This is a genomic window from Pseudonocardia broussonetiae (genome assembly GCF_013155125.1).
Lineage (GTDB): Bacteria > Actinomycetota > Actinomycetes > Mycobacteriales > Pseudonocardiaceae > Pseudonocardia > Pseudonocardia broussonetiae.
In genome coordinates this window covers 5,051,306-5,068,459 of record NZ_CP053564.1, presented here as the reverse complement: position 1 = coordinate 5,068,459, position 17,154 = coordinate 5,051,306, and the positions used below count along the sequence as shown (strand labels likewise).

The window sequence follows — 17,154 nt, the reverse complement described above, 5'->3', positions numbered from 1 at the left end:
CGATGTTCCGTGCTCGATCGTCCGGACCGATCGGACGTCCGGGGTGCCAGACTGGGCGGGTGGAGACACCCTGGTCCGTCGCACCGCCCGACGCGCTCGGCGAGGCGCTGCACCACCTGCGGCTCGCCGGCACCTTCTACTGCCGCTCGGAGCTCACGGCGCCGTGGGGGCTCACGGTGCCGCCGCTGCCGGGCCACCTCTGGCTGCACGTCGTCACCGCCGGCGGGTGCCGCCTGGAGACCGACGGAGCCGATCCCGTGCAGCTCCGGGCGGGCGACGTCGCGCTGGTCCCGCACGGCGCCGGCCACCGCCTGCGCAGCGCGCCCGGCACGATCGCGCCGTCGGTGATGGACCTGCCGCAGACCTTCGCGAACGACCGGTACTCCCTGCTGCGCCACGGCTCCGGCGGCGAGCCGACGACGCTGGTCTGCGCCGCGGTGCAGGTCGACACCCCGGGCGCCCGCGATCTCGTGGAGCTCCTGCCGCCGCTGCTGCACGTCGGCGCGTCGCCGCGCACCGAGTGGATGCAGGCGACGCTGCGCCTCGTCGCGACCGAGGCGGAGGAGCTGCGCCCGGGAGGCGAGGCCGTGCTGACGCGCCTGGCCGACGTCCTGGTGATCCAGGTCGTGCGCTCGTGGCTGGAGACCGACCCGGCCGCGCGCACCGGCTGGCTCGGCGCGCTGGCCGACCCCCGCATCGGCCGGGCGATCACGCTGATCCACCGGGAGCCGGCGCGCGCGTGGACCGTCGCGTCGCTGGCCGCGGAGATCCCGATGTCGCGCTCGGCGTTCGCGGCCCGGTTCACCGCGCTGGTCGGCGAGCCCGCGCTGGCCTACGTCACGCGGCGGCGGATGCACCTCGCCCTCGACCGCCTGCGCGCCGGTGACGCGGGCGTCGCCGAGGTCGCGGGCGCGCTGGGCTACCGGTCGGAGGCCGCGTTCAGCCGCGCCTTCACCCGCGTGATCGGGACGACCCCCGGGGCCGCCCGCCGGGCGGGCGCGCTCACACCTCGGTGACGGCGACGATCCGGTCGAGGTCGCTGAGCACGATCGCGTGCCGGGCCGGCGAGCCCGGCGGCACGACGAAGCGCAGCGCGCGGCCGTCGGCGGTCATGTCCTCGACGAAGTCGTAGAGCACCTGGATGCCCGCACTGCCCAGGTGCGTGACCGCCCCGAGGTCGACGACCAGCGGCAGCGCGCCGCCGCGGCTGGCCGACCACAGCTCGCGGCGCAGGTCGTCGGCGGTGCTGAGGTCGATCGGGCCGCCCAGCGCGATCCGCGGCTCCGCCGTCGTCGTGAGCGTCACGCTCATCGCCGACGGGCGCGGCGTCGCGCTCCCGCCGGCCACCGTCGCCGGGCTGACGACGGGCTCGCGGCGCAGGCGGCGGTCGAGCAGCAGCGTGGTGCCGTCGGCGGTGTCGTCGATCTCGACGGTGTCCATGCAGCCACGCATCATCAGCAGCCCGCGCCCGCGGTGGCCGGGGTCGGCCGGGGCGTTGCGCCAGGTGCCGCGGTCGGAGATCGTCATGCAGATCCGGCCCTGGCCGTCGAGCTGGCCCTCGACGCGGACCGTGCCGCCGCCGTCGGGGTAGGCGTGCTCGACGCTGTTGGTGGCCGCCTCGACCACCGCGATCTCGATGGAGGCGATGTCGGCGTCGCCGACGCCGAGCTCGGTGAGCCAGGCCTCCAGGTCGCGGCGCAGCGTCGAGAGGCGCCGGGGCTCCGCGGGGATCTCGGTGGCGAAGTCGGGGACGACCCGGCCGGTCAGCCGCAGCGCCAGCACCGTGACGTCGTCGTGGTAGCCCTGGCGGGTCATCCGCTCCACGGTCAGCTCGGCCACGCGGTCGGTGGCGTCGGCCGACATCGTCGACGCCGGGCCGCGCCGCATCGCCGCCGACGCCACCTCGGCCAGCTCCGTCATGCCGACCGTGAGGTCCTGCGACGGGCGTTCGACCAGGCCGTCGGAGTAGCACAGCAGCAGGTCGCCGGGGGCGAGCACCGCGGTGCCGACGGTCGCGGCCGGGCCCGCCACGCCGAGCGGGCCGCCGCCGGGGGCGGGCAGGTAGCGCGCCGCGCCGTCGATCGAGACGACCAGCGGCGGCGGGTGGCCCGCGCAGACGTAGCGGACCGCGCCGTCGGGCCGGACGAGCGCGACACAGACGGTGGCGCCGCGCGCGCCGGGCACGCGGCCGGCGAAGGCGTCGAGGCGGGCGAGGACCGTGTCGAGGTCGTCGCCGTCGAGGAGGAACTCGACGAGGACCGCACGCAGCTGCGCCATCACCGCGGCGGCCGCGGACCCGTGGCCGACGACGTCGCCGACCATGACGGCCGCGGTGCCGTCCAGCGCGACCGCCTCGAACCAGTCGCCGCCCGCCGCCTGCTCGGCGCCCGCGACGAGGTAGTGCGCGGCGATCCGCAGGCCGGGCAGCACCGGGATCCCGTCGGGCAGCAGGCTGCGCTGCAGGGTGAGGACGACGTCCTGCGCGGCCTCGTAGCGCTCGCGCAGCTCGGCGGTGTCGGCCTCCAGCGAGCGGCGGTGCCGCACGGCCGCGGTGACGTCGCGGAACTGCATCGCCACCCCGCTGACGGAACCGACCGCGTCGTGCAGCGGGACGATGTCGAAGTCGACGAGCCGGTCGTCGCCGTCGACGTGGCCGTCGACCTCGATGCGCCACTCCCGGGCCGCGAACGGCTCCCCGGTGACCAGGACGCGGTCGAGGCGGCCCAGCAGGTTCTGCCCGGCGATCTCGGGGAAGACCTCGCGCAGCGGCCGGCCGAGGATGCCGGGACGGTCGCCCAGGAACGTGCGGGCGGCCCGGTTGGCGCCGACGACCCGGTGGTCGCGGCCCTCGTGCACGAGCACGCCGTGCGGGAGCTCCTCGAGCGCGCGGGCGAGGACGAGCGGGTCGGCGTACCCCGGATCGCCGAGGGCGCCGCCGTCGAGTGCCGGGGCGTCGCGAGCCGCGCCGTCGAGCGCTGCGTGGTCCCACGCTGCCTCGACGTGACGATCCGGCATCGGCCCGCTCCTGGAAGTCTGGTGAGCCGGAGAGTACCGAGCGGCCGCGCGGTACTCCGAACGCCCCGTCCTCCGCGCCGAATGCCACAGCGCAGGAGGCACGACGAGCGACCGAAGAACGGTCTGGACTTATATAAGCTGCAACCGTTAAAGTCGTCCCGTGCACGCGTTCGACGTCCTCGGTGATCCGGTCCGCCGCCGGATCCTGGAGCTGCTCGCCGGCGGCGAGCAGAGCTCCGGCGCGGTCACGGAGACGATCCGCGCGGAGTTCGGGATCTCCCAGCCCGCGGTGTCGCAGCACCTGAAGGTGCTGCGGGACAACGGGTTCGCCACCGTGCGCCCCGAGGGCACGCGACGGCTCTACGCCGTGCGCGCAGAACCGCTGCGGGAGGTCGACGCCTGGCTCGACCACTTCCGACGCACCTGGACCCCCCGTCTCGACGCCCTGGCCACCGAGGTGGCCCGCGGGCGTCGCACCCACCGGCAGGAGCCCCCATGACCGACGTGACCCACGAGATCAGCACCGTCGCCCGCAGCGTCGGACGGCGCACGCTGGAGGCCGGCGAGGCCCGCGTCCTCACGATCAGCCGCACCTACCCGACCGACCAGGCCGACCTCTGGGACGCCTGCACCAGCGCCGAGCGGATCGCCCGCTGGTTCCTGCCCGTCACCGGCGAGCTCCGCCCGGGCGGGCGCTACCAGCTCGAGGGCAACGCGGGCGGTGTCGTCGAGCGCTGCGAGGCCCCGCACGGCTTCGCCGCGACCTGGGAGATGGGCGACGAGGTCAGCTGGATCACCGTGCGCCTGGAGCCCGAGGGCGACGAGCGCACCCGGTTCACCCTGGAGCACCTCGCCCACGTCGACGACGTGCGCTGGGCCGAGTTCGGCCCGGCCGCCGCCGGCATCGGCTGGGACCTGGGGCTGCTCGGGCTGGAGCGCCACCTCGCCGACCCGTCCTCCATGGTCGACGAGGCCGCGTTCACCGCCACCGACGAGGGCCGCGCGTTTATGGCGGAGTCCGGGCGGGCGTGGGGCGAGGCCGCCGTCGCGGCCGGGGAGGACCCCGCGGCCGCGCGTGCGGCCGCGGAGCGGACGGTCGGGTTCTACTCGGGCTGACCCGGCTCCGGTCGCGACGGCCGCCGCGGCGGCTCGCAGCAGGCAGGAGCGCACAGCGTCCCGTCGACCCCGCACCCCGCGCGCGGCACGTCACCCAGCGCGCGGGGCGCGCGGTCGTGGCGGTGCTCGTCGACCAGCTCGACGACCATGTCGGCGAACCGCGGGTCCGGCCCGGCCGTGGCGGCCCGGGCGAACCCCATGCCGAGCTCGGCGGCCCGCTCCGCGGCCTCGGTGTCGAGGTCCCAGATCACCTCGACGTGGTCGGAGACGAAACCGATCGGCGCGACCACCACGCCCGGGACGCCCGCCGCGTGCAGCGCGTCGAGGTGGTCGACGATGTCGGGCTCCAGCCACGGGATCCGCGGCGGGCCCGAGCGCGACTGCCACACGACGTCGAACTCCGCCTCTCCCAGCTCCGCGGCGACGAGCCGCGCGGCCTCGGTGACCTGCTTCGAGTAGCGGTGGCCGCCCTCTTCGGGCGGGCCCGCCGACGCGTCGGCCGACGCGGGCACCGAGTGCGCGGTGAACACCAGCCGCGCGCCCTCCCCCGCGCGCTCGCGGACCGCGCGGACGGCGTCGGCGTTGGCGGCGACGAACTCGGGGTGGTCGAAGAAGTGCCGCAGCTTCACCAGCTCCGGGGCGACCTCCCCCACCGCTTTGCGGGCCCGGGCGATGTCCTCGTGGTACTGCCGGCAGGCCGAGTAGCCGCCGTAGGCGCTGGTGGCGAACACGAGCGCGCGCCGCACCCCGTCGCGGGCCATCCCGGCGACGGTGTCCTCGACCATCGGGTGCCAGTTGCGGTTGCCGAAGTACACCGGCAGGTCGGTGCGCGAGCGGACGGCGTCGATCAGCTCGCGGTTGCGGGCGTTGATCGGGGAGACGCCGCCGAAGTGCTGGTAGTGCTCCTCGACCGCGTCGAGCCGCTCCGGCGGGATGCCGCGCCCGCGCGTCACGTTCTCCAGGAACGGGCGGACCTCGTCGGGGCCCTCGGGGCCGCCGAAGGACAGGACGAGCAGGGCGTCGACACATCCGGGCACCCGGCGATCGTGCCACCGCACCGGGCACACTGCGCGTCATGGTGGCGGCGACGGAGCAGGACGTGCACGACCTCGCCGCGGCGATGCCGCACGTCACGGTGGTCCGCGGACCGAGCGGCAACCCCGTCTACCAGGTGGGAGGCAAGTCGTTCGTGTTCTTCCGCACGCCGCGCCCGGACGCCGTCGACGGGACGACCGGCGAGCGCCTCACCGACGTCATCGTCCTGTGGGTGCCGGGCGAGGAGGACAAGCGGGCGCTGGTGCAGGACCCGGGCACCCCGTTCTTCACCACCCCGCACTTCGACGGCCACCCGTCGGTGCTGGTGCGGGCGAGCCGCCTCGGCGAGCTCGACCGGGCCGAGCTCGCCGAGATCGTGCAGGACGCCTGGCTGTCGCAGGCCTCGGCCCGCCGCGCGGCCCGGTGGCTGGCGGACCAGGAGCAGGCGCAGCAGCGCGAGTAGCGCGGCCTCAGACGCCGATCGCGTGGAACCCGCCGTCGGCCATCACCATCGAGCCGGTGGTGACCGGCAGCCAGTCGCTCAGCACCGCGCACACCGTCTTGGCGACCGGCACCGGGTCGGTGACGTCCCAGCCCAGCGGCGCGCGGCCGTCCCAGGCGTCCTCGAACGCGGCGAAGCCGGGGATGGACTTGGCGGCCATCGTCTTCACCGGGCCGGCGGCGACCAGGTTGACGCGGATGCCCTGCGGGCCCAGGTCGCGGGCGAGGTAGCGGGTGACCGACTCGAGCGTCGACTTCGCCACGCCCATCCAGTCGTAGGCGGGCCACGCCTGGCGGTTGTCGAAGTCCATGCCCACGATCGAGCCGCCCGGGCCCATCAGCGGCAGCGCCGCGACGGCGAGGGACTTGAACGAGTACGCGCTGACCTGGATCGTCGTGGCGACGTCCTCCCACGGGGCCTTGAGGAACGCGCCCTCGCCCAGGCAGGAGGCGGGGGCGAAGCCGATCGAGTGCAGGACGCCGTCGAGCCGGTCGGTGTGCTCGGCGAGGCGGTCGACCAGGGAGTCGAGCTGCGACTGGTCGGACACGTCGAGCTCGACCACCGGCGCCGGCTTCGGCAGCCGCTGCGCGATCCGCTCGACGAGCCGCATCCGGCCGAACCCGGTGAGGACGACGTCGGCCCCCTGCTCCTGGGCCACCTTGGCGGCGTGGAACGCGAGCGAGGCGTCGGTGATCACGCCGGTGACGAGCAGCTTCTTGCCCTCGAGGAGACCCATGCTCATCACGCTAGTGCCCCATCCCCAGTCCGCCGTCGACCGGGATGACGGCGCCGGTCACGTACGCGGCCCCCGGCGACCCGAGCCAGGTGACGACCGACGCCACCTCCTCGACGCTCGCGTACCGCCCCAGCGGCACCTGGCCGAGGATCTCGGTGCGGCGGGCGTCGGGCAGGGCGCGGGTCATGTCGGTGTCGACGAACCCCGGCGCGACGACGTTGGCGGTGATCCCGCGCGAGCCCAGCTCCCGGGCCACCGAGCGGGCCAGCCCGACCAGCCCGGACTTCGACGCCGCGTAGTTCACCTGCCCGGCCGACCCCGTCAGCCCGACGACGCTGGAGACGAAGACCATCCGCCCGGCGCGGGCCTTGAGCATCGCGCGCGTGGCGCGCTTGGCGACGCGGTAGGCCGCGGTGAGGTTGGCGTCGACGACCTTGGTGAAGGAGTCCTCGCTCATCCGCATCAGCAGGCCGTCGTCGGTGATGCCGGCGTTGGACACCAGCACCTCGACGGGCCCGAGCTCGGCCTCCACCGCGGTGAACGCGGCGTCGACGGCCGCGGCGTCGGTGACGTCGCACTGCACGGGGAACAGGCCCTCGGGCAGGCCGTCGACCGGACTGCGGTGCGTCACCGCCACCCGGTCGCCCTGCTCGACGAACGCCTGCGCGATCGCCAGCCCGATCCCGCGGTTTCCTCCGGTCACCAGCACTGTTCTCGACACGGGCGACACCCTAACGGGACGTGTGCCCCAGGATCTCGGTGATCACCACGTCCCACACCGCCGGCGGGGGCATCTGGTGCCCGACGCCGGGCAGCTCGACGAGCCGCGCACCGGGGATCTCCGCGGCCAGCGCCCGGCCGTGCGCCGGCGGGAACAGCGGGTCCTCGGTGCCGTGCAGCACCAGCGTCGGCACGGTGATCGCCGCGACGCCGGTCCGGCGCGGCTCGCCCTGGTCGACGATCCAGTGGTTGGTCATGGTCGCGGCGACGTCCGGGGTGCGGGCGACGACCCGGGTCGCGATCGCGCGGACGCGCTCCTCGTCGAACGGCAGCGTGCCGCGGAACAGGCGCTCGCCCGCGACGAAGGCCGCGACGGCGGCGTCGGGGTCGGACCAGTCCGGGTCGGGCGGGGGCTCGGCGAAGGACCGCGCCACGTCCGCGCGCATCGGCGGGGGCGCGGGGCGCTCGGGTGGCGCCGGGCCGACCGGGGTGGTCGAGAGCAGCGTGAGGGTGGCGACCCGGTCGGCGTGGTCGAGCGCGAGCTCCTGGCCGATCCCCCCGCCCATGGAGATGCCGACGACGTGCGCCCGCGCGATGCCCAGCCCGTCCAGCACGGCGAGCGCGTCGGCGCAGAGGTCGGCGCCGGTGTAGCCGGGCTCCCCCGCGGGCCACTGCGTCGACCCGCCGGTGTCGCGGTGGTCGTAGCGCACGACGTACCGCCCGCCCGCGACGAGCCGGGCGCAGAACGCGTCCTCCCACCAGTCCATCGACGACGCCGCACCGGCGATCAGCAGCACGGCCGGGTCGTCGGGCGACCCCGTGGCCTGCACGCACAGCTCGGCGCCCGCGGCCCGGACCCGGGTCTCGGTGATCGGCATGTCGCACCCCTCCTCCGTCGACTACGATGACCGTAGCAGTCACTACGAATTTCGTACAAGGAGCACGGCGTGCGCACCTACGGTCAGGCCTGTCCCGTCGCCCACGCCCTCGACGCCGTCGGCGACCGGTGGTCGCTGCTCGTCGTGCGCGAACTGCGGCTGGGCCCGCGCCGCTACAGCGACCTCGCCGCCGCGCTGCCCGGGATCGGTCCGAGCGTGCTGTCGCAGCGGCTGCGCGACCTGGTCGGCGCGGGGGTCCTGGAGCAGCGGGGCCCCGCCTACGCCCTCACGCCGTGGGGCGCGGGGCTCGAACCCGTGTTCCGCGCGCTGGCCGCCTGGGGCATGGCCTCGCCCACGCCGCGCACGGGCCCGGTCAGCGCCGACTCGGTGCTGCTCGGCCTGCGCACCTTCTTCGCCCGCACGCCCGGGTGGGACGCCGTGGTGGAGGTGCGCACGGCGCGCGAGGCCTACCGCGTGGTGGTTGTCGACGGGGAGCTGCGGGAGCTCGCGCGGGGCGCGGCGGCGCAGGCGCCGGACGCGGTGGTGACGGGTGACGACCTCGACGGCCTCACCGACGGCCCCGACGCGTTCGACGCGGCGGTGGCGGCCGGGGCGCTGGAGGTCAGCGGGGACGTCGAGGCGGTGCGGCGGCTGGTGGCCTCGGCCGCCCGACCCTGAGCCCTCAGGGAAGCCTGCGCCCCAGCGCGAGCCCCGCGCCGACTCCGACGACCAGCAGCAGCACCCCGCCGGCCAACCACGGGCGGCTGGTGTCGACCCGGCGCACCTCGTACCCGATCTGCTCGCCCAGCTCGTCGTAGACCTGGCGGAGCTCCTCCTCGCTGGCCGCGGTGAAGAACTGGCCGCCCGAGAGCTCGGCGATCGTGCGCATCGAGGCGTCGTCGACGGCCACCGACGTCTTCTCCCCCGGCTCCAGCTCGATCGTGCCGAAGCGGGTGCCGAAGGAGATGCCGGAGACCGGGATGCCCGCCTCGGCCGCGGCGCGGGCGGCGGTGAACGAGCCGCGCGGCTCCTCCTCGGGCGGGCCGTTCCCCGAGTCGGGCACGGTCTGCTTGCCGTCGCTCATCAGCACGATCCGCGCCGGCGGCGGACCCTCCTCGCCCGTGCCCGCGATGGCCTGCGAGAACGTCTCCACCGACTGCATCGCCGCGAAGATTGCCTCGCCCGTGGCCGTGGACTCCGAGAGCCGCAGGCCCTCGATCGCCCGCTTCACCGGGTCGCGCTCGACGGTCGGCGAGACGAGCACGGCCGCGGTGCCGGCGAACGCCACCAGCCCGAGGTTGACGCCCGGCGTCAGCTGGTCGGCGAAGTCCTTCGCCGCCGACTGGGCGGCCGCGAGCCGGCTCGGCTCGACGTCGGTGGCCTGCATCGACAGCGACACGTCGATCACCAGCACGACCGTGGCCCGGTTGCGCGGCACCCGCGCCTCGGCCTGGGGCCCGGCCAGCGCGATCGTCAGCACGGCCAGCGCGGTGATCAGCGCCGCGGCGGGCAGGTGCCGGTACCAGCCCGGGCGGTGCGGGGCGACGCGGTCGAGCAGCTCCAGGTTGGTGAAGCGCACGACGTCGCGGCGGCGGCGGCGCAGCAGGACGACGTAGCCGGCGGCGAGCACGGCGACGACGACGAGCAGCAGCAGCCACCACGGAGCGGAGAACATCTACCGACCCCCGCCGGACCAGGCCCGCTTGCGGGCGAGGGCGAACCGGACGACGTCGGCGATCCAGTCGGAATCGGTGCGCAGCGTCAGGTGCGCGGCGCCGCAGCGGCGCAGGGTGGCGGCCACGGTGTCGCGGTGCGCGGCGGCCGCGGCGGCGAACTCCCGGCACAGCAGCGGCGTGGTCGTGATCTCGCGCTGCCGACCGGTCTCGGGGTCCGCCAGCACGACCGTGCCGACGTCGGGCAGCTCCAGCTCGCGCGGGTCGAGCACCTCGACGGCGAGCAGGTCGTGCCGCGTCGACAGGGCCCGCAGAGCGCGCTCCCAGTCGGGCTCGCCGAGGAAGTCGGAGATGACGACGGCCAGGCCGCGCCGCCGCGGCGGCCGCCGGAGCTGCTCGATCGCCGCCGCCAGGTCGCCGCGCGTGCCCTCGGCCGTGGGCGGGATCTCCGCGATCCGGCGCAGCATCCCGCGGGCGTGCGTGACGCCGCCGCGGGCCGGGATGCGCACGACCGACTCGCCGGTGGCGGCCAGCACCCCGATCCGGTTGCCGCCGCCGCGCGTGAGGTGCGTGACGGCGGCCAGCGCGGCGATCGCGAGGTCGCGCTTCTCGCACGCCGCGGTGCCGAAGTCGAGGCTGGGCGAGAGGTCGAGCACGACCCAGGTCTCCAGCTCCCGGTCGGCGACGGTCTCGCGCACGTGCGGCTGCGTCGTGCGGGCGGTGACGGCCCAGTCCATGCGGCGCACGTCGTCGCCGGGCTGGTAGGTGCGCGCCTCCCCCGGCTCGCTGCCCGGCCCGGGCACCAGCCCGAGGTGGTTGCCCTGCAGCAGCCCGTCCAGGCGCCCGCGCACGGCGAGCTCGAGCTGGCGCAGCGACGCCTCCATCCGCCCGTCCCGGAACGAGGGAGGGGCGGTGGGGACGCGGCGCGCGGCGGCCGGAGGCGTCACGCGGGCGTGTACTGCTGGGCCGGGCGCGCGCTGACCTGCGGCAGCGGCACCGTGGCCAGCACGCGCGAGATGATGTGGTCCATCGGCACCTGGTCGGCGACGGCGTCGTAGGACAGGACGAGCCGGTGGCGCAGCACGTCGGGGGCGACGTCGAGGACGTCCTGCGGCAGCACGTAGTCGCGCCCGCGCAGCAGCGCCAGCGCCCGCGCGGCGGCGACGATGCCCAGCGTGGCGCGCGGCGAGGCCCCGTAGGACACCCAGCCGGCGATGTCGGACAGGCCGTGCTCGGCGGGCGTGCGCGTGGCGACGACGAGCCGCACGACGTAGTCGACGAGCGCGTGGTGCACGAACACCTGCGTGGCGACCTTCTGCAGCCGCACCAGCTCGGCCGGGTCGATGATCTGCTGCGCGACCGGGGGCTCGGCGCCCATCCGGTAGACGATCTCGCGCTCCTCCTCGACGCCCGGGTACTCCACGATCAGCTTGAACAGGAAGCGGTCGCGCTGGGCCTCGGGCAGCGGGTAGACGCCCTCGTTCTCGATCGGGTTCTGCGTGGCGAGCACCAGGAACGGGTCGGGCATCGGGAACGTGCGGCCGCCGATCGACAGGTGCCGCTCGGCCATCACCTCGAGCATCGCCGACTGCACCTTGGCCGGCGCGCGGTTGATCTCGTCGGCGAGCACGAAGTTGGCGACGACCGGCCCGAGCTCGACGTCGAACTCCTCCCGGCCCTGGCGGTAGATCCGGGTGCCGAGGATGTCGGCGGGCACCAGGTCGGGGGTGAACTGCAGCCGGGAGAACGTGCCCCCGACGACCCTCGCGACGGTCTCGACCGCGAGGGTCTTCGCGACGCCGGGCACGCCCTCGAGCAGCAGGTGCCCCTTGGCCAGCAGCCCGACGAGCATCCGCTCGACGAGCCGGTCCTGCCCGACGATCACCCGCTTGATCTCGAGGACGACGCGCTCGAGGCGCTCGCCCTCGTGCGCGGGGCTGGCGGGGGCGGAGTCGGCGACGGTCACCCCGCCATCTCACCGCACAGTCCGTGAGCGGGCCGTGAACCCCCCTTCCCGTAGCCACCCGCACACGGGCCGTCACCTACACGGGTGGCGCCTCGTTGCGGGAACAGGAGATACCGACATCAACAGGAGGTTCCCCGGATGAAGGTCGTCCTCTTCTGCGGCGGGTACGGGATGCGCATGCGCGACGGCGTGTCCGACCTGCCCAAGCCGATGCACCGCGTCGGTCCGCGCCCCCTGATCTGGCACGTCATGCGCTACTACGCGCACTTCGGCCACACCGAGTTCGTGCTGTGCATGGGCTACGGCGCCGAGCACATCAAGGACTACTTCCTGCACTACTCCGAGACGGCGTCCAACGACTTCGTGCTGCACGGCGGCCGGGTCGAGCTGCTCGGGTCCGACATCCAGGACTGGACGATCACGTTCGCCCACACGGGGCTGGACTCCCCGATCGGGGAGCGCCTGCGCCGGGTCCGCGAGCACGTCGAGGGCGAGGAGATGTTCCTGGCCAACTACGCCGACGTCCTCACCGACCTCGACCTGGACGCGATGGTCGACGACTTCGCCGCCTCCGACGCCGTCGGCCGGCTGCTCGCCGTGCCGCCGCAGCCCGCGTTCCACTGCGTCGGGATCGGCGAGGACGACCGCATCACCGCGATCAGCCCGCTGCAGGAGATGCCGCTCTGGGAGAACGGCGGCTACTTCGTGCTGCGCCCGGAGATCTTCGACTACCTGCCCGAGGGCGGGGACCTCATCGCCGACGCCTGCACGCCGCTCGCGCGGGAGGGCCGGATGACCGCCCACCGCCACCGCGGGTTCTGGCAGTCCGCCGACACGGCCAAGGAGCGCAGCATGCTGGACGCGGCCTACCAGGCCGGGCGGCGTCCGTGGATGCTCTGGGAGAACCCGCGGATCCCGGTGCCGGCCCAGTCCTGACCTGCCCCTCCCTGGAAGCCCCTAGAGGACCCGCGTCGCCTGCGGCACCAGGTCCTTGCGGCGCAGCGGCACGACCCGGACGTCCGCCCCGGTGTAGGGCGCCTCGATCATCCGGTTGTCGCCGATGTACATGGCGACGTGGTGGATCGGCGCGCCGCCCTTGCGGTAGAAGACCATGTCACCGGGCTGCAGGTCGGTGATCGGGACCTTCCGGCCGGCGTTGAACTGGTTGCGGCTCACCCGCGGTAGCGACACCCCGGCGCCGTTGAAGGCGTAGAGCATGAGCCCGGAGCAGTCGAAGCCGACGCGGTCGCCGGGGTCGCCCGCGGGTCCGGGGATGCCGGTGGTGGCACCGCGGCCGTTGCCCCCGCCCCAGACGTACTGCACGCCGAGCTGGGACATCGCCCGGTCGATGACGCGCTGCGCGCTGCCGGCCCCGGCCCGCGGCGCCGGCCCGACGGCGGCGTCCCGCGCCGAGGCGGCGTCGCGCTCGGCGCGCTGGCGGGAGGCCTCCTGCTCGGCGAGGACGCGCTGCCAGTCGTCGTAGCGGGCGCGCTGGTCGCGCAGGCCGGCGTCGGAGGCCTCGGCGGCGTCGAGCCGGCCCTGCACCTGGTCGCGCTCGGCCTGCACGGCGGCCAGCTGCTCGACCTGGGCGCGGGCGGCGGCGTCGGCCGCGGCGAACGCGGCGTCGGCGCTGTCCTTGGCCCGGGCCGCGTCGGCCTCGCGGGCCTGCGCCTCCTCGAGCAGGGCGCGGGCGGTGGAGTCGGCGTTGGCCTTGTCGACGCGGGCGCGCTCGAGCCCGTCCTGCGCGGCGAGCTGGGCGCGGGCGAGCAGGTCGGTGAACTCGGCGCGGGCGACGAGCTCCTCGGGCGTCTGCGCCGAGGTCAGCAGCCCGAGCGGGCCCGTGTCGAGGCCCTCCTGGTAGGTGGCGGTGACGAAGTCGTCGAGCCGGGCCCGGGCCTGGTCGATGGCGACGGTGGCCGCGTCGGTGGCGATCCGGGCGGCCTCGGCGCGCTCCCCCGCCTCGGCGGCGGCGCCCTGCGCGGCCTCCAGGTCGACGAGCGCGGCCTCGGCGTTCTCGCGCTGGCCGGCCAGCTCGGCCTGCAGGTCGTCGGTGAGGGCGTCGAGCTCGGCGAGGCGGTTGGTGAGCGACCCGACCTCCCCGGCCCGGTCGCGCACCTCCTGGCGGCTCTGGCTCAGCTGGTCGTCACTGGGGTTGGGGGGCGGCGGGGGCTCCTGCGCGTACGCCGTCGACGTGCCCCCCAGCAGGGCCACGAGCAGCAGCAGCACGACCACCCGCACGGATCTGCGCACCCGCCAGCCCTTCCTTGATCACCCGGGACGAACGGCGCGACTCTGCCACCGCCGGTGCGCGACGGCGGGGCGCCACGCGCGGGCGTGGCCCGATCTCCACCGAAGGAGGGCCCCCTCACGCTGACGTTTTAACAGGACAAGCGTACTGTTTAGCGGTGAGAGGGGTCTCGCCCGGGGCCGTCAGCGCCGTAGGCGAGACTCCGAGGAACCCGCGCCCACCACCGCAGGAGGACACCACGTGGCCACGACCGACAGCTTCGGAGCGAGAGGGACCATCCAGGCCGGCGGGGCCGAGCACGAGATCTTCCGGCTCTCGGCCGTCGAGGGCGCCGAGCGCCTCCCGTTCAGCCTGAAGGTGCTGCTGGAGAACCTGCTCCGCACCGAGGACGGCGCGAACGTCACCGCCGACCACATCCGCGCGCTCGCCGGATGGGACCCGTCCGCGGAGCCCGACACCGAGATCCAGTTCACGCCCGCCCGCGTGATCATGCAGGACTTCACCGGCGTGCCCTGCGTCGTCGACCTCGCCACCATGCGCGAGGCCGTCACCGAGCTGGGCGGCGACCCGGCGAAGGTCAACCCGCTGGCACCCGCCGAGCTGGTCATCGACCACTCGGTGATCATCGACGTCTTCGGCTCCGCCGACGCCTTCGAGCGCAACGTCGACTACGAGTACGCCCGCAACAAGGAGCGCTACCAGTTCCTGCGCTGGGGCCAGGGCGCCTTCGACGAGTTCAAGGTCGTCCCCCCGGGCACCGGGATCGTGCACCAGGTCAACATCGAGCACCTGGCGCGCGTCGTGATGACCCGCAACGGGCAGGCCTACCCCGACACCCTCGTCGGCACCGACTCGCACACCACCATGGTCAACGGCCTGGGCGTGCTGGGCTGGGGCGTCGGCGGCATCGAGGCCGAGGCGGCCATGCTCGGCCAGCCCGTCTCGATGCTCATCCCGAAGGTCGTGGGCTTCAAGCTCACCGGCGAGATCCCGGCCGGCGCCACCGCCACCGACGTCGTGCTGACGATCACCGAGATGCTGCGGCGCCGCGGCGTCGTCGGCAAGTTCGTGGAGTTCTACGGCGAGGGCGTCGGCGCCGTGCCGCTGGCCAACCGCGCCACCATCGGCAACATGAGCCCGGAGTTCGGCTCCACCGCCGCGATCTTCCCGATCGACGACGAGACCATCCGGTACATGAAGCTGACCGGCCGCCCGGCCGCGCAGCTCGAGCTCACCGAGGCCTACGCCCGCGAGCAGGGCCTGTGGCACGACCCGTCGCGCGAGCCGGTGTTCTCCGAGACCCTCGAGCTCGACCTGTCGACGGTCGTCCCGTCGATCGCCGGCCCGAAGCGCCCGCAGGACCGCATCGCGCTCTCGCAGTCCAAGGAGGCGTTCCGCTCCGTGCTCGGCGACTACGCCGGCGCCCCGGACCAGGACGACCCCGACGACGCCGCGAGCTCCGGCTCCAGCGTCGACGAGTCGGTGGAGGAGACCTTCCCCGCCAGCGACCCGGCGAGCCCGTCCGCGCACGGCAACGGCGACTCCGGCAAGCCCCGCGACCCGATCTCCGCCGCCTCCGGCGCGCACGGCCGGGTCAGCAGGCCCACCACCGTGACGACCGCGAGCGGCGCCTCGTTCGAGATCGACCACGGCGCCGTCGTGATCGCCTCGATCACCTCGTGCACCAACACCTCCAACCCGTCGGTGATGCTCGGCGCGGCGCTGCTCGCGAAGAACGCCGTCGACCGGGGCCTGGCCGTCAAGCCGTGGGTCAAGACGTCGATGGCGCCGGGCTCCAAGGTCGTCACCGACTACTACGAGAAGGCCGGCCTCTGGCCCTACCTGGAGAAGCTGGGCTACCACCTCGTCGGCTACGGCTGCACGACCTGCATCGGCAACTCCGGCCCGCTGTCCGACGAGATCTCGGCCGCAGTCAACGAGGCCGACCTCGCCGTCGCCTCGGTGCTCTCGGGCAACCGCAACTTCGAGGGCCGCATCAACCCCGACGTGAAGATGAACTACCTGGCCTCGCCGCCGCTGGTCATCGCGTACGCGCTCGCGGGCACGATGGACTTCGACTTCGAGACCCAGCCCCTGGGCACGGCCACCGACGGCACCGAGGTGTTCCTGCGCGACATCTGGCCCTCGGCCACGGACGTGCAGAACACGATCGACTCCTCGATCAGCCAGGAGATGTTCACCAAGGACTACGCCGACGTCTTCGCGGGCGACGAGCGCTGGAAGGGCCTGCCCACGCCGGAGGGCGACACCTTCGACTGGGACCCGCAGTCGACCTACGTGCGCAAGCCCCCGTACTTCGAGCGCATGTCGCCCGACCCGTCGCCGGTCTCGGACATCTCCGGGGCGCGGGTGCTGGCCCTGCTGGGCGACTCGGTCACGACCGACCACATCTCCCCCGCCGGCGCGATCAAGCCCGGCACGCCGGCCGCCGAGTACCTCACCGGCCACGGCGTCGAGAAGAAGGACTTCAACTCCTTCGGCTCCCGCCGCGGCAACCACGAGGTGATGATCCGCGGCACGTTCGCGAACATCCGGCTGAAGAACCAGCTGCTCGACGACGTCAGCGGCGGCTACACGCGCGACTTCACGCAGGAGGGCGCCCCGCAGGCGTTCATCTACGACGCCGCGCAGAACTACGCCGCCGCCGGCACGCCGCTCGTGGTCCTGGGCGGCAAGGAGTACGGCTCGGGCAGCTCGCGCGACTGGGCGGCCAAGGGCACCGCGCTCCTGGGCGTCAAGGCCGTCATCGTCGAGTCGTTCGAGCGCATCCACCGGTCGAACCTGATCGGCATGGGCGTCGTCCCGCTGCAGTTCCCGCAGGGCGAGTCGGCGTCGTCGCTGGGCCTGGACGGCACGGAGACCTTCGACATCGCGGGCATCACCGCGCTGAACGACGGCTCCACGCCGCGCACGGTCGCCGTCACCGCGACGAAGGGCGACGGCTCGACCATCGAGTTCGACGCCGTGGTCCGGATCGACACCCCCGGTGAGGCGGACTACTACCGCAACGGCGGGATCCTGCAGTACGTGCTGCGGGGGATGCTGCGCAGCTAGCGCCCCCTCCCCCACCCGGTTGCAGGAAGGCCACCTCGTAGACGGTTCTCGTCATCGAGGTGGCCTTCCTGCAACTCGAGGGCCCCCACCCCGGGCCCCCTGACGGCCGCCGCTCCTCCGGGAGCGGCGGCCGTTGCGCTTCCGCGGCGAGGGCCGCACGCTCCGCCGCCCCGGCGGCGGTGCGGTGTCG

The 17,154-nt window shown here is 74.4% G+C and carries 16 protein-coding genes; 7 read left to right on the top strand and 9 right to left on the bottom strand.

The window, feature by feature from the left end; genetic code table 11:
• The first annotated feature begins 59 nt into the window (after positions 1–59).
• Entirely contained in the window at positions 60–1,016 is a 957-nt protein-coding gene (locus tag HOP40_RS36495; RefSeq protein WP_275691311.1) for an AraC family transcriptional regulator, read from the top strand.
• Here the strand turns inward: HOP40_RS36495 and HOP40_RS24570 are convergent.
• Positions 1,003–3,015, bottom strand: coding sequence for a SpoIIE family protein phosphatase (locus HOP40_RS24570; RefSeq protein ID WP_172162407.1), 2,013 nt, complete (start codon positions 3,013–3,015; stop codon positions 1,003–1,005). The genes HOP40_RS36495 and HOP40_RS24570 overlap by 14 nt on opposite strands.
• Positions 3,016–3,175: 160 nt before the next feature.
• Between HOP40_RS24570 and HOP40_RS24565 the strand changes: the two genes are divergently transcribed.
• Entirely contained in the window at positions 3,176–3,514 is a 339-nt protein-coding gene (locus tag HOP40_RS24565) for an ArsR/SmtB family transcription factor (protein WP_172162405.1), read from the top strand.
• Complete coding sequence (locus HOP40_RS24560) at positions 3,511–4,131, top strand: SRPBCC family protein (protein WP_172162403.1); 621 nt, start codon at positions 3,511–3,513, stop codon at positions 4,129–4,131. Before HOP40_RS24565 ends, HOP40_RS24560 begins: the two co-directional genes overlap by 4 nt.
• Here HOP40_RS24560 and HOP40_RS24555 read toward each other — a convergent pair.
• Positions 4,119–5,168 carry a ferrochelatase gene (locus tag HOP40_RS24555; RefSeq protein ID WP_172162401.1) on the bottom strand — a complete coding sequence of 350 codons (1,050 nt, stop codon included), beginning with the start codon at positions 5,166–5,168 and terminating at the stop codon, positions 4,119–4,121. The two genes, HOP40_RS24560 and HOP40_RS24555, sit on opposite strands and share 13 nt — an antisense overlap.
• A gap of 38 nt (positions 5,169–5,206) precedes the next feature.
• Here HOP40_RS24555 and HOP40_RS24550 point away from each other — a divergent pair, with 38 nt between their 5' ends.
• On the top strand, positions 5,207–5,629 hold the full coding sequence (locus HOP40_RS24550) for an MmcQ/YjbR family DNA-binding protein (RefSeq protein WP_172162399.1): 423 nt from the start codon (positions 5,207–5,209) through the stop codon (positions 5,627–5,629).
• A gap of 7 nt (positions 5,630–5,636) precedes the next feature.
• Here the strand turns inward: HOP40_RS24550 and fabI are convergent, their stop codons facing one another.
• The 3 genes from fabI to HOP40_RS24535 are packed head-to-tail and all read right to left on the bottom strand — an operon-like array spanning position 5,637 to position 8,002.
• Positions 5,637–6,404 (bottom strand): enoyl-ACP reductase FabI, encoded by a 768-nt coding sequence (fabI, locus tag HOP40_RS24545; RefSeq protein WP_172162397.1) that lies wholly within the window; start codon positions 6,402–6,404, stop codon positions 5,637–5,639.
• Positions 6,405–6,414: 10 nt separating this feature from the next.
• The gene (fabG, locus tag HOP40_RS24540) at positions 6,415–7,125 is read right to left on the bottom strand and encodes a 3-oxoacyl-ACP reductase FabG (protein WP_172162395.1); all 711 of its coding nucleotides are present in this window, start codon (positions 7,123–7,125) and stop codon (positions 6,415–6,417) included.
• 10 nt (positions 7,126–7,135) lie between these two features.
• Entirely contained in the window at positions 7,136–8,002 is an 867-nt protein-coding gene (locus HOP40_RS24535; protein ID WP_172162393.1) for an alpha/beta fold hydrolase, read from the bottom strand.
• A 69-nt stretch (positions 8,003–8,071) separates the two neighbouring features.
• Here HOP40_RS24535 and HOP40_RS24530 point away from each other — a divergent pair, with 69 nt between their 5' ends.
• Positions 8,072–8,680, top strand: coding sequence for a winged helix-turn-helix transcriptional regulator (locus HOP40_RS24530; RefSeq protein ID WP_205346899.1), 609 nt, complete (start codon positions 8,072–8,074; stop codon positions 8,678–8,680).
• A gap of 4 nt (positions 8,681–8,684) precedes the next feature.
• On the opposite strand, the gene HOP40_RS24525 is transcribed toward HOP40_RS24530, so the two are convergent.
• From HOP40_RS24525 to HOP40_RS24515, 3 genes are read right to left on the bottom strand one after another with little or no spacing between them, the layout of a single operon-like run.
• On the bottom strand, positions 8,685–9,677 hold the full coding sequence (locus HOP40_RS24525) for a VWA domain-containing protein (protein WP_172162391.1): 993 nt from the start codon (positions 9,675–9,677) through the stop codon (positions 8,685–8,687).
• Complete coding sequence (locus HOP40_RS24520; protein WP_172169072.1) at positions 9,678–10,559, bottom strand: DUF58 domain-containing protein; 882 nt, start codon at positions 10,557–10,559, stop codon at positions 9,678–9,680.
• A gap of 59 nt (positions 10,560–10,618) precedes the next feature.
• The gene (locus HOP40_RS24515) at positions 10,619–11,641 is read right to left on the bottom strand and encodes an AAA family ATPase (protein ID WP_172162389.1); all 1,023 of its coding nucleotides are present in this window, start codon (positions 11,639–11,641) and stop codon (positions 10,619–10,621) included.
• A gap of 138 nt (positions 11,642–11,779) precedes the next feature.
• Here HOP40_RS24515 and HOP40_RS24510 point away from each other — a divergent pair, with 138 nt between their 5' ends.
• Positions 11,780–12,577 (top strand): sugar phosphate nucleotidyltransferase, encoded by a 798-nt coding sequence (locus HOP40_RS24510; RefSeq protein WP_172162387.1) that lies wholly within the window; start codon positions 11,780–11,782, stop codon positions 12,575–12,577.
• 21 nt (positions 12,578–12,598) lie between these two features.
• Here HOP40_RS24510 and HOP40_RS24505 read toward each other — a convergent pair whose 3' ends face one another.
• Positions 12,599–13,891: a C40 family peptidase gene (locus tag HOP40_RS24505; RefSeq protein ID WP_172162385.1), complete on the bottom strand. Its 1,293-nt coding sequence runs from the start codon at positions 13,889–13,891 to the stop codon at positions 12,599–12,601.
• A gap of 238 nt (positions 13,892–14,129) precedes the next feature.
• Here HOP40_RS24505 and HOP40_RS24500 point away from each other — a divergent pair, with 238 nt between their 5' ends.
• Entirely contained in the window at positions 14,130–16,964 is a 2,835-nt protein-coding gene (locus HOP40_RS24500) for an aconitate hydratase (protein WP_172162383.1), read from the top strand.
• The last annotated feature ends 190 nt before the right edge of the window (positions 16,965–17,154 follow it).

What these genes read in the sequence shown, in the direction of transcription:
- fabI (WP_172162397.1), bottom strand. Translation starts at nt 6,404, where the DNA reads ATGGGTCTCCTCGAGGGCAAGAAGCTGCTCGTCACCGGCGTGATCACC.
- HOP40_RS24550 (WP_172162399.1), top strand. Translation starts at nt 5,207, where the DNA reads ATGGTGGCGGCGACGGAGCAGGACGTGCACGACCTCGCCGCGGCGATG.
- HOP40_RS24535 (WP_172162393.1), bottom strand. Translation starts at nt 8,002, where the DNA reads ATGCCGATCACCGAGACCCGGGTCCGGGCCGCGGGCGCCGAGCTGTGC.
- HOP40_RS24525 (WP_172162391.1), bottom strand. Translation starts at nt 9,677, where the DNA reads ATGTTCTCCGCTCCGTGGTGGCTGCTGCTGCTCGTCGTCGTCGCCGTG.
- HOP40_RS24510 (WP_172162387.1), top strand. Translation starts at nt 11,780, where the DNA reads ATGAAGGTCGTCCTCTTCTGCGGCGGGTACGGGATGCGCATGCGCGAC.
- HOP40_RS24570 (WP_172162407.1), bottom strand. Translation starts at nt 3,015, where the DNA reads ATGCCGGATCGTCACGTCGAGGCAGCGTGGGACCACGCAGCGCTCGAC.
- HOP40_RS24560 (WP_172162403.1), top strand. Translation starts at nt 3,511, where the DNA reads ATGACCGACGTGACCCACGAGATCAGCACCGTCGCCCGCAGCGTCGGA.
- HOP40_RS24520 (WP_172169072.1), bottom strand. Translation starts at nt 10,559, where the DNA reads ATGGAGGCGTCGCTGCGCCAGCTCGAGCTCGCCGTGCGCGGGCGCCTG.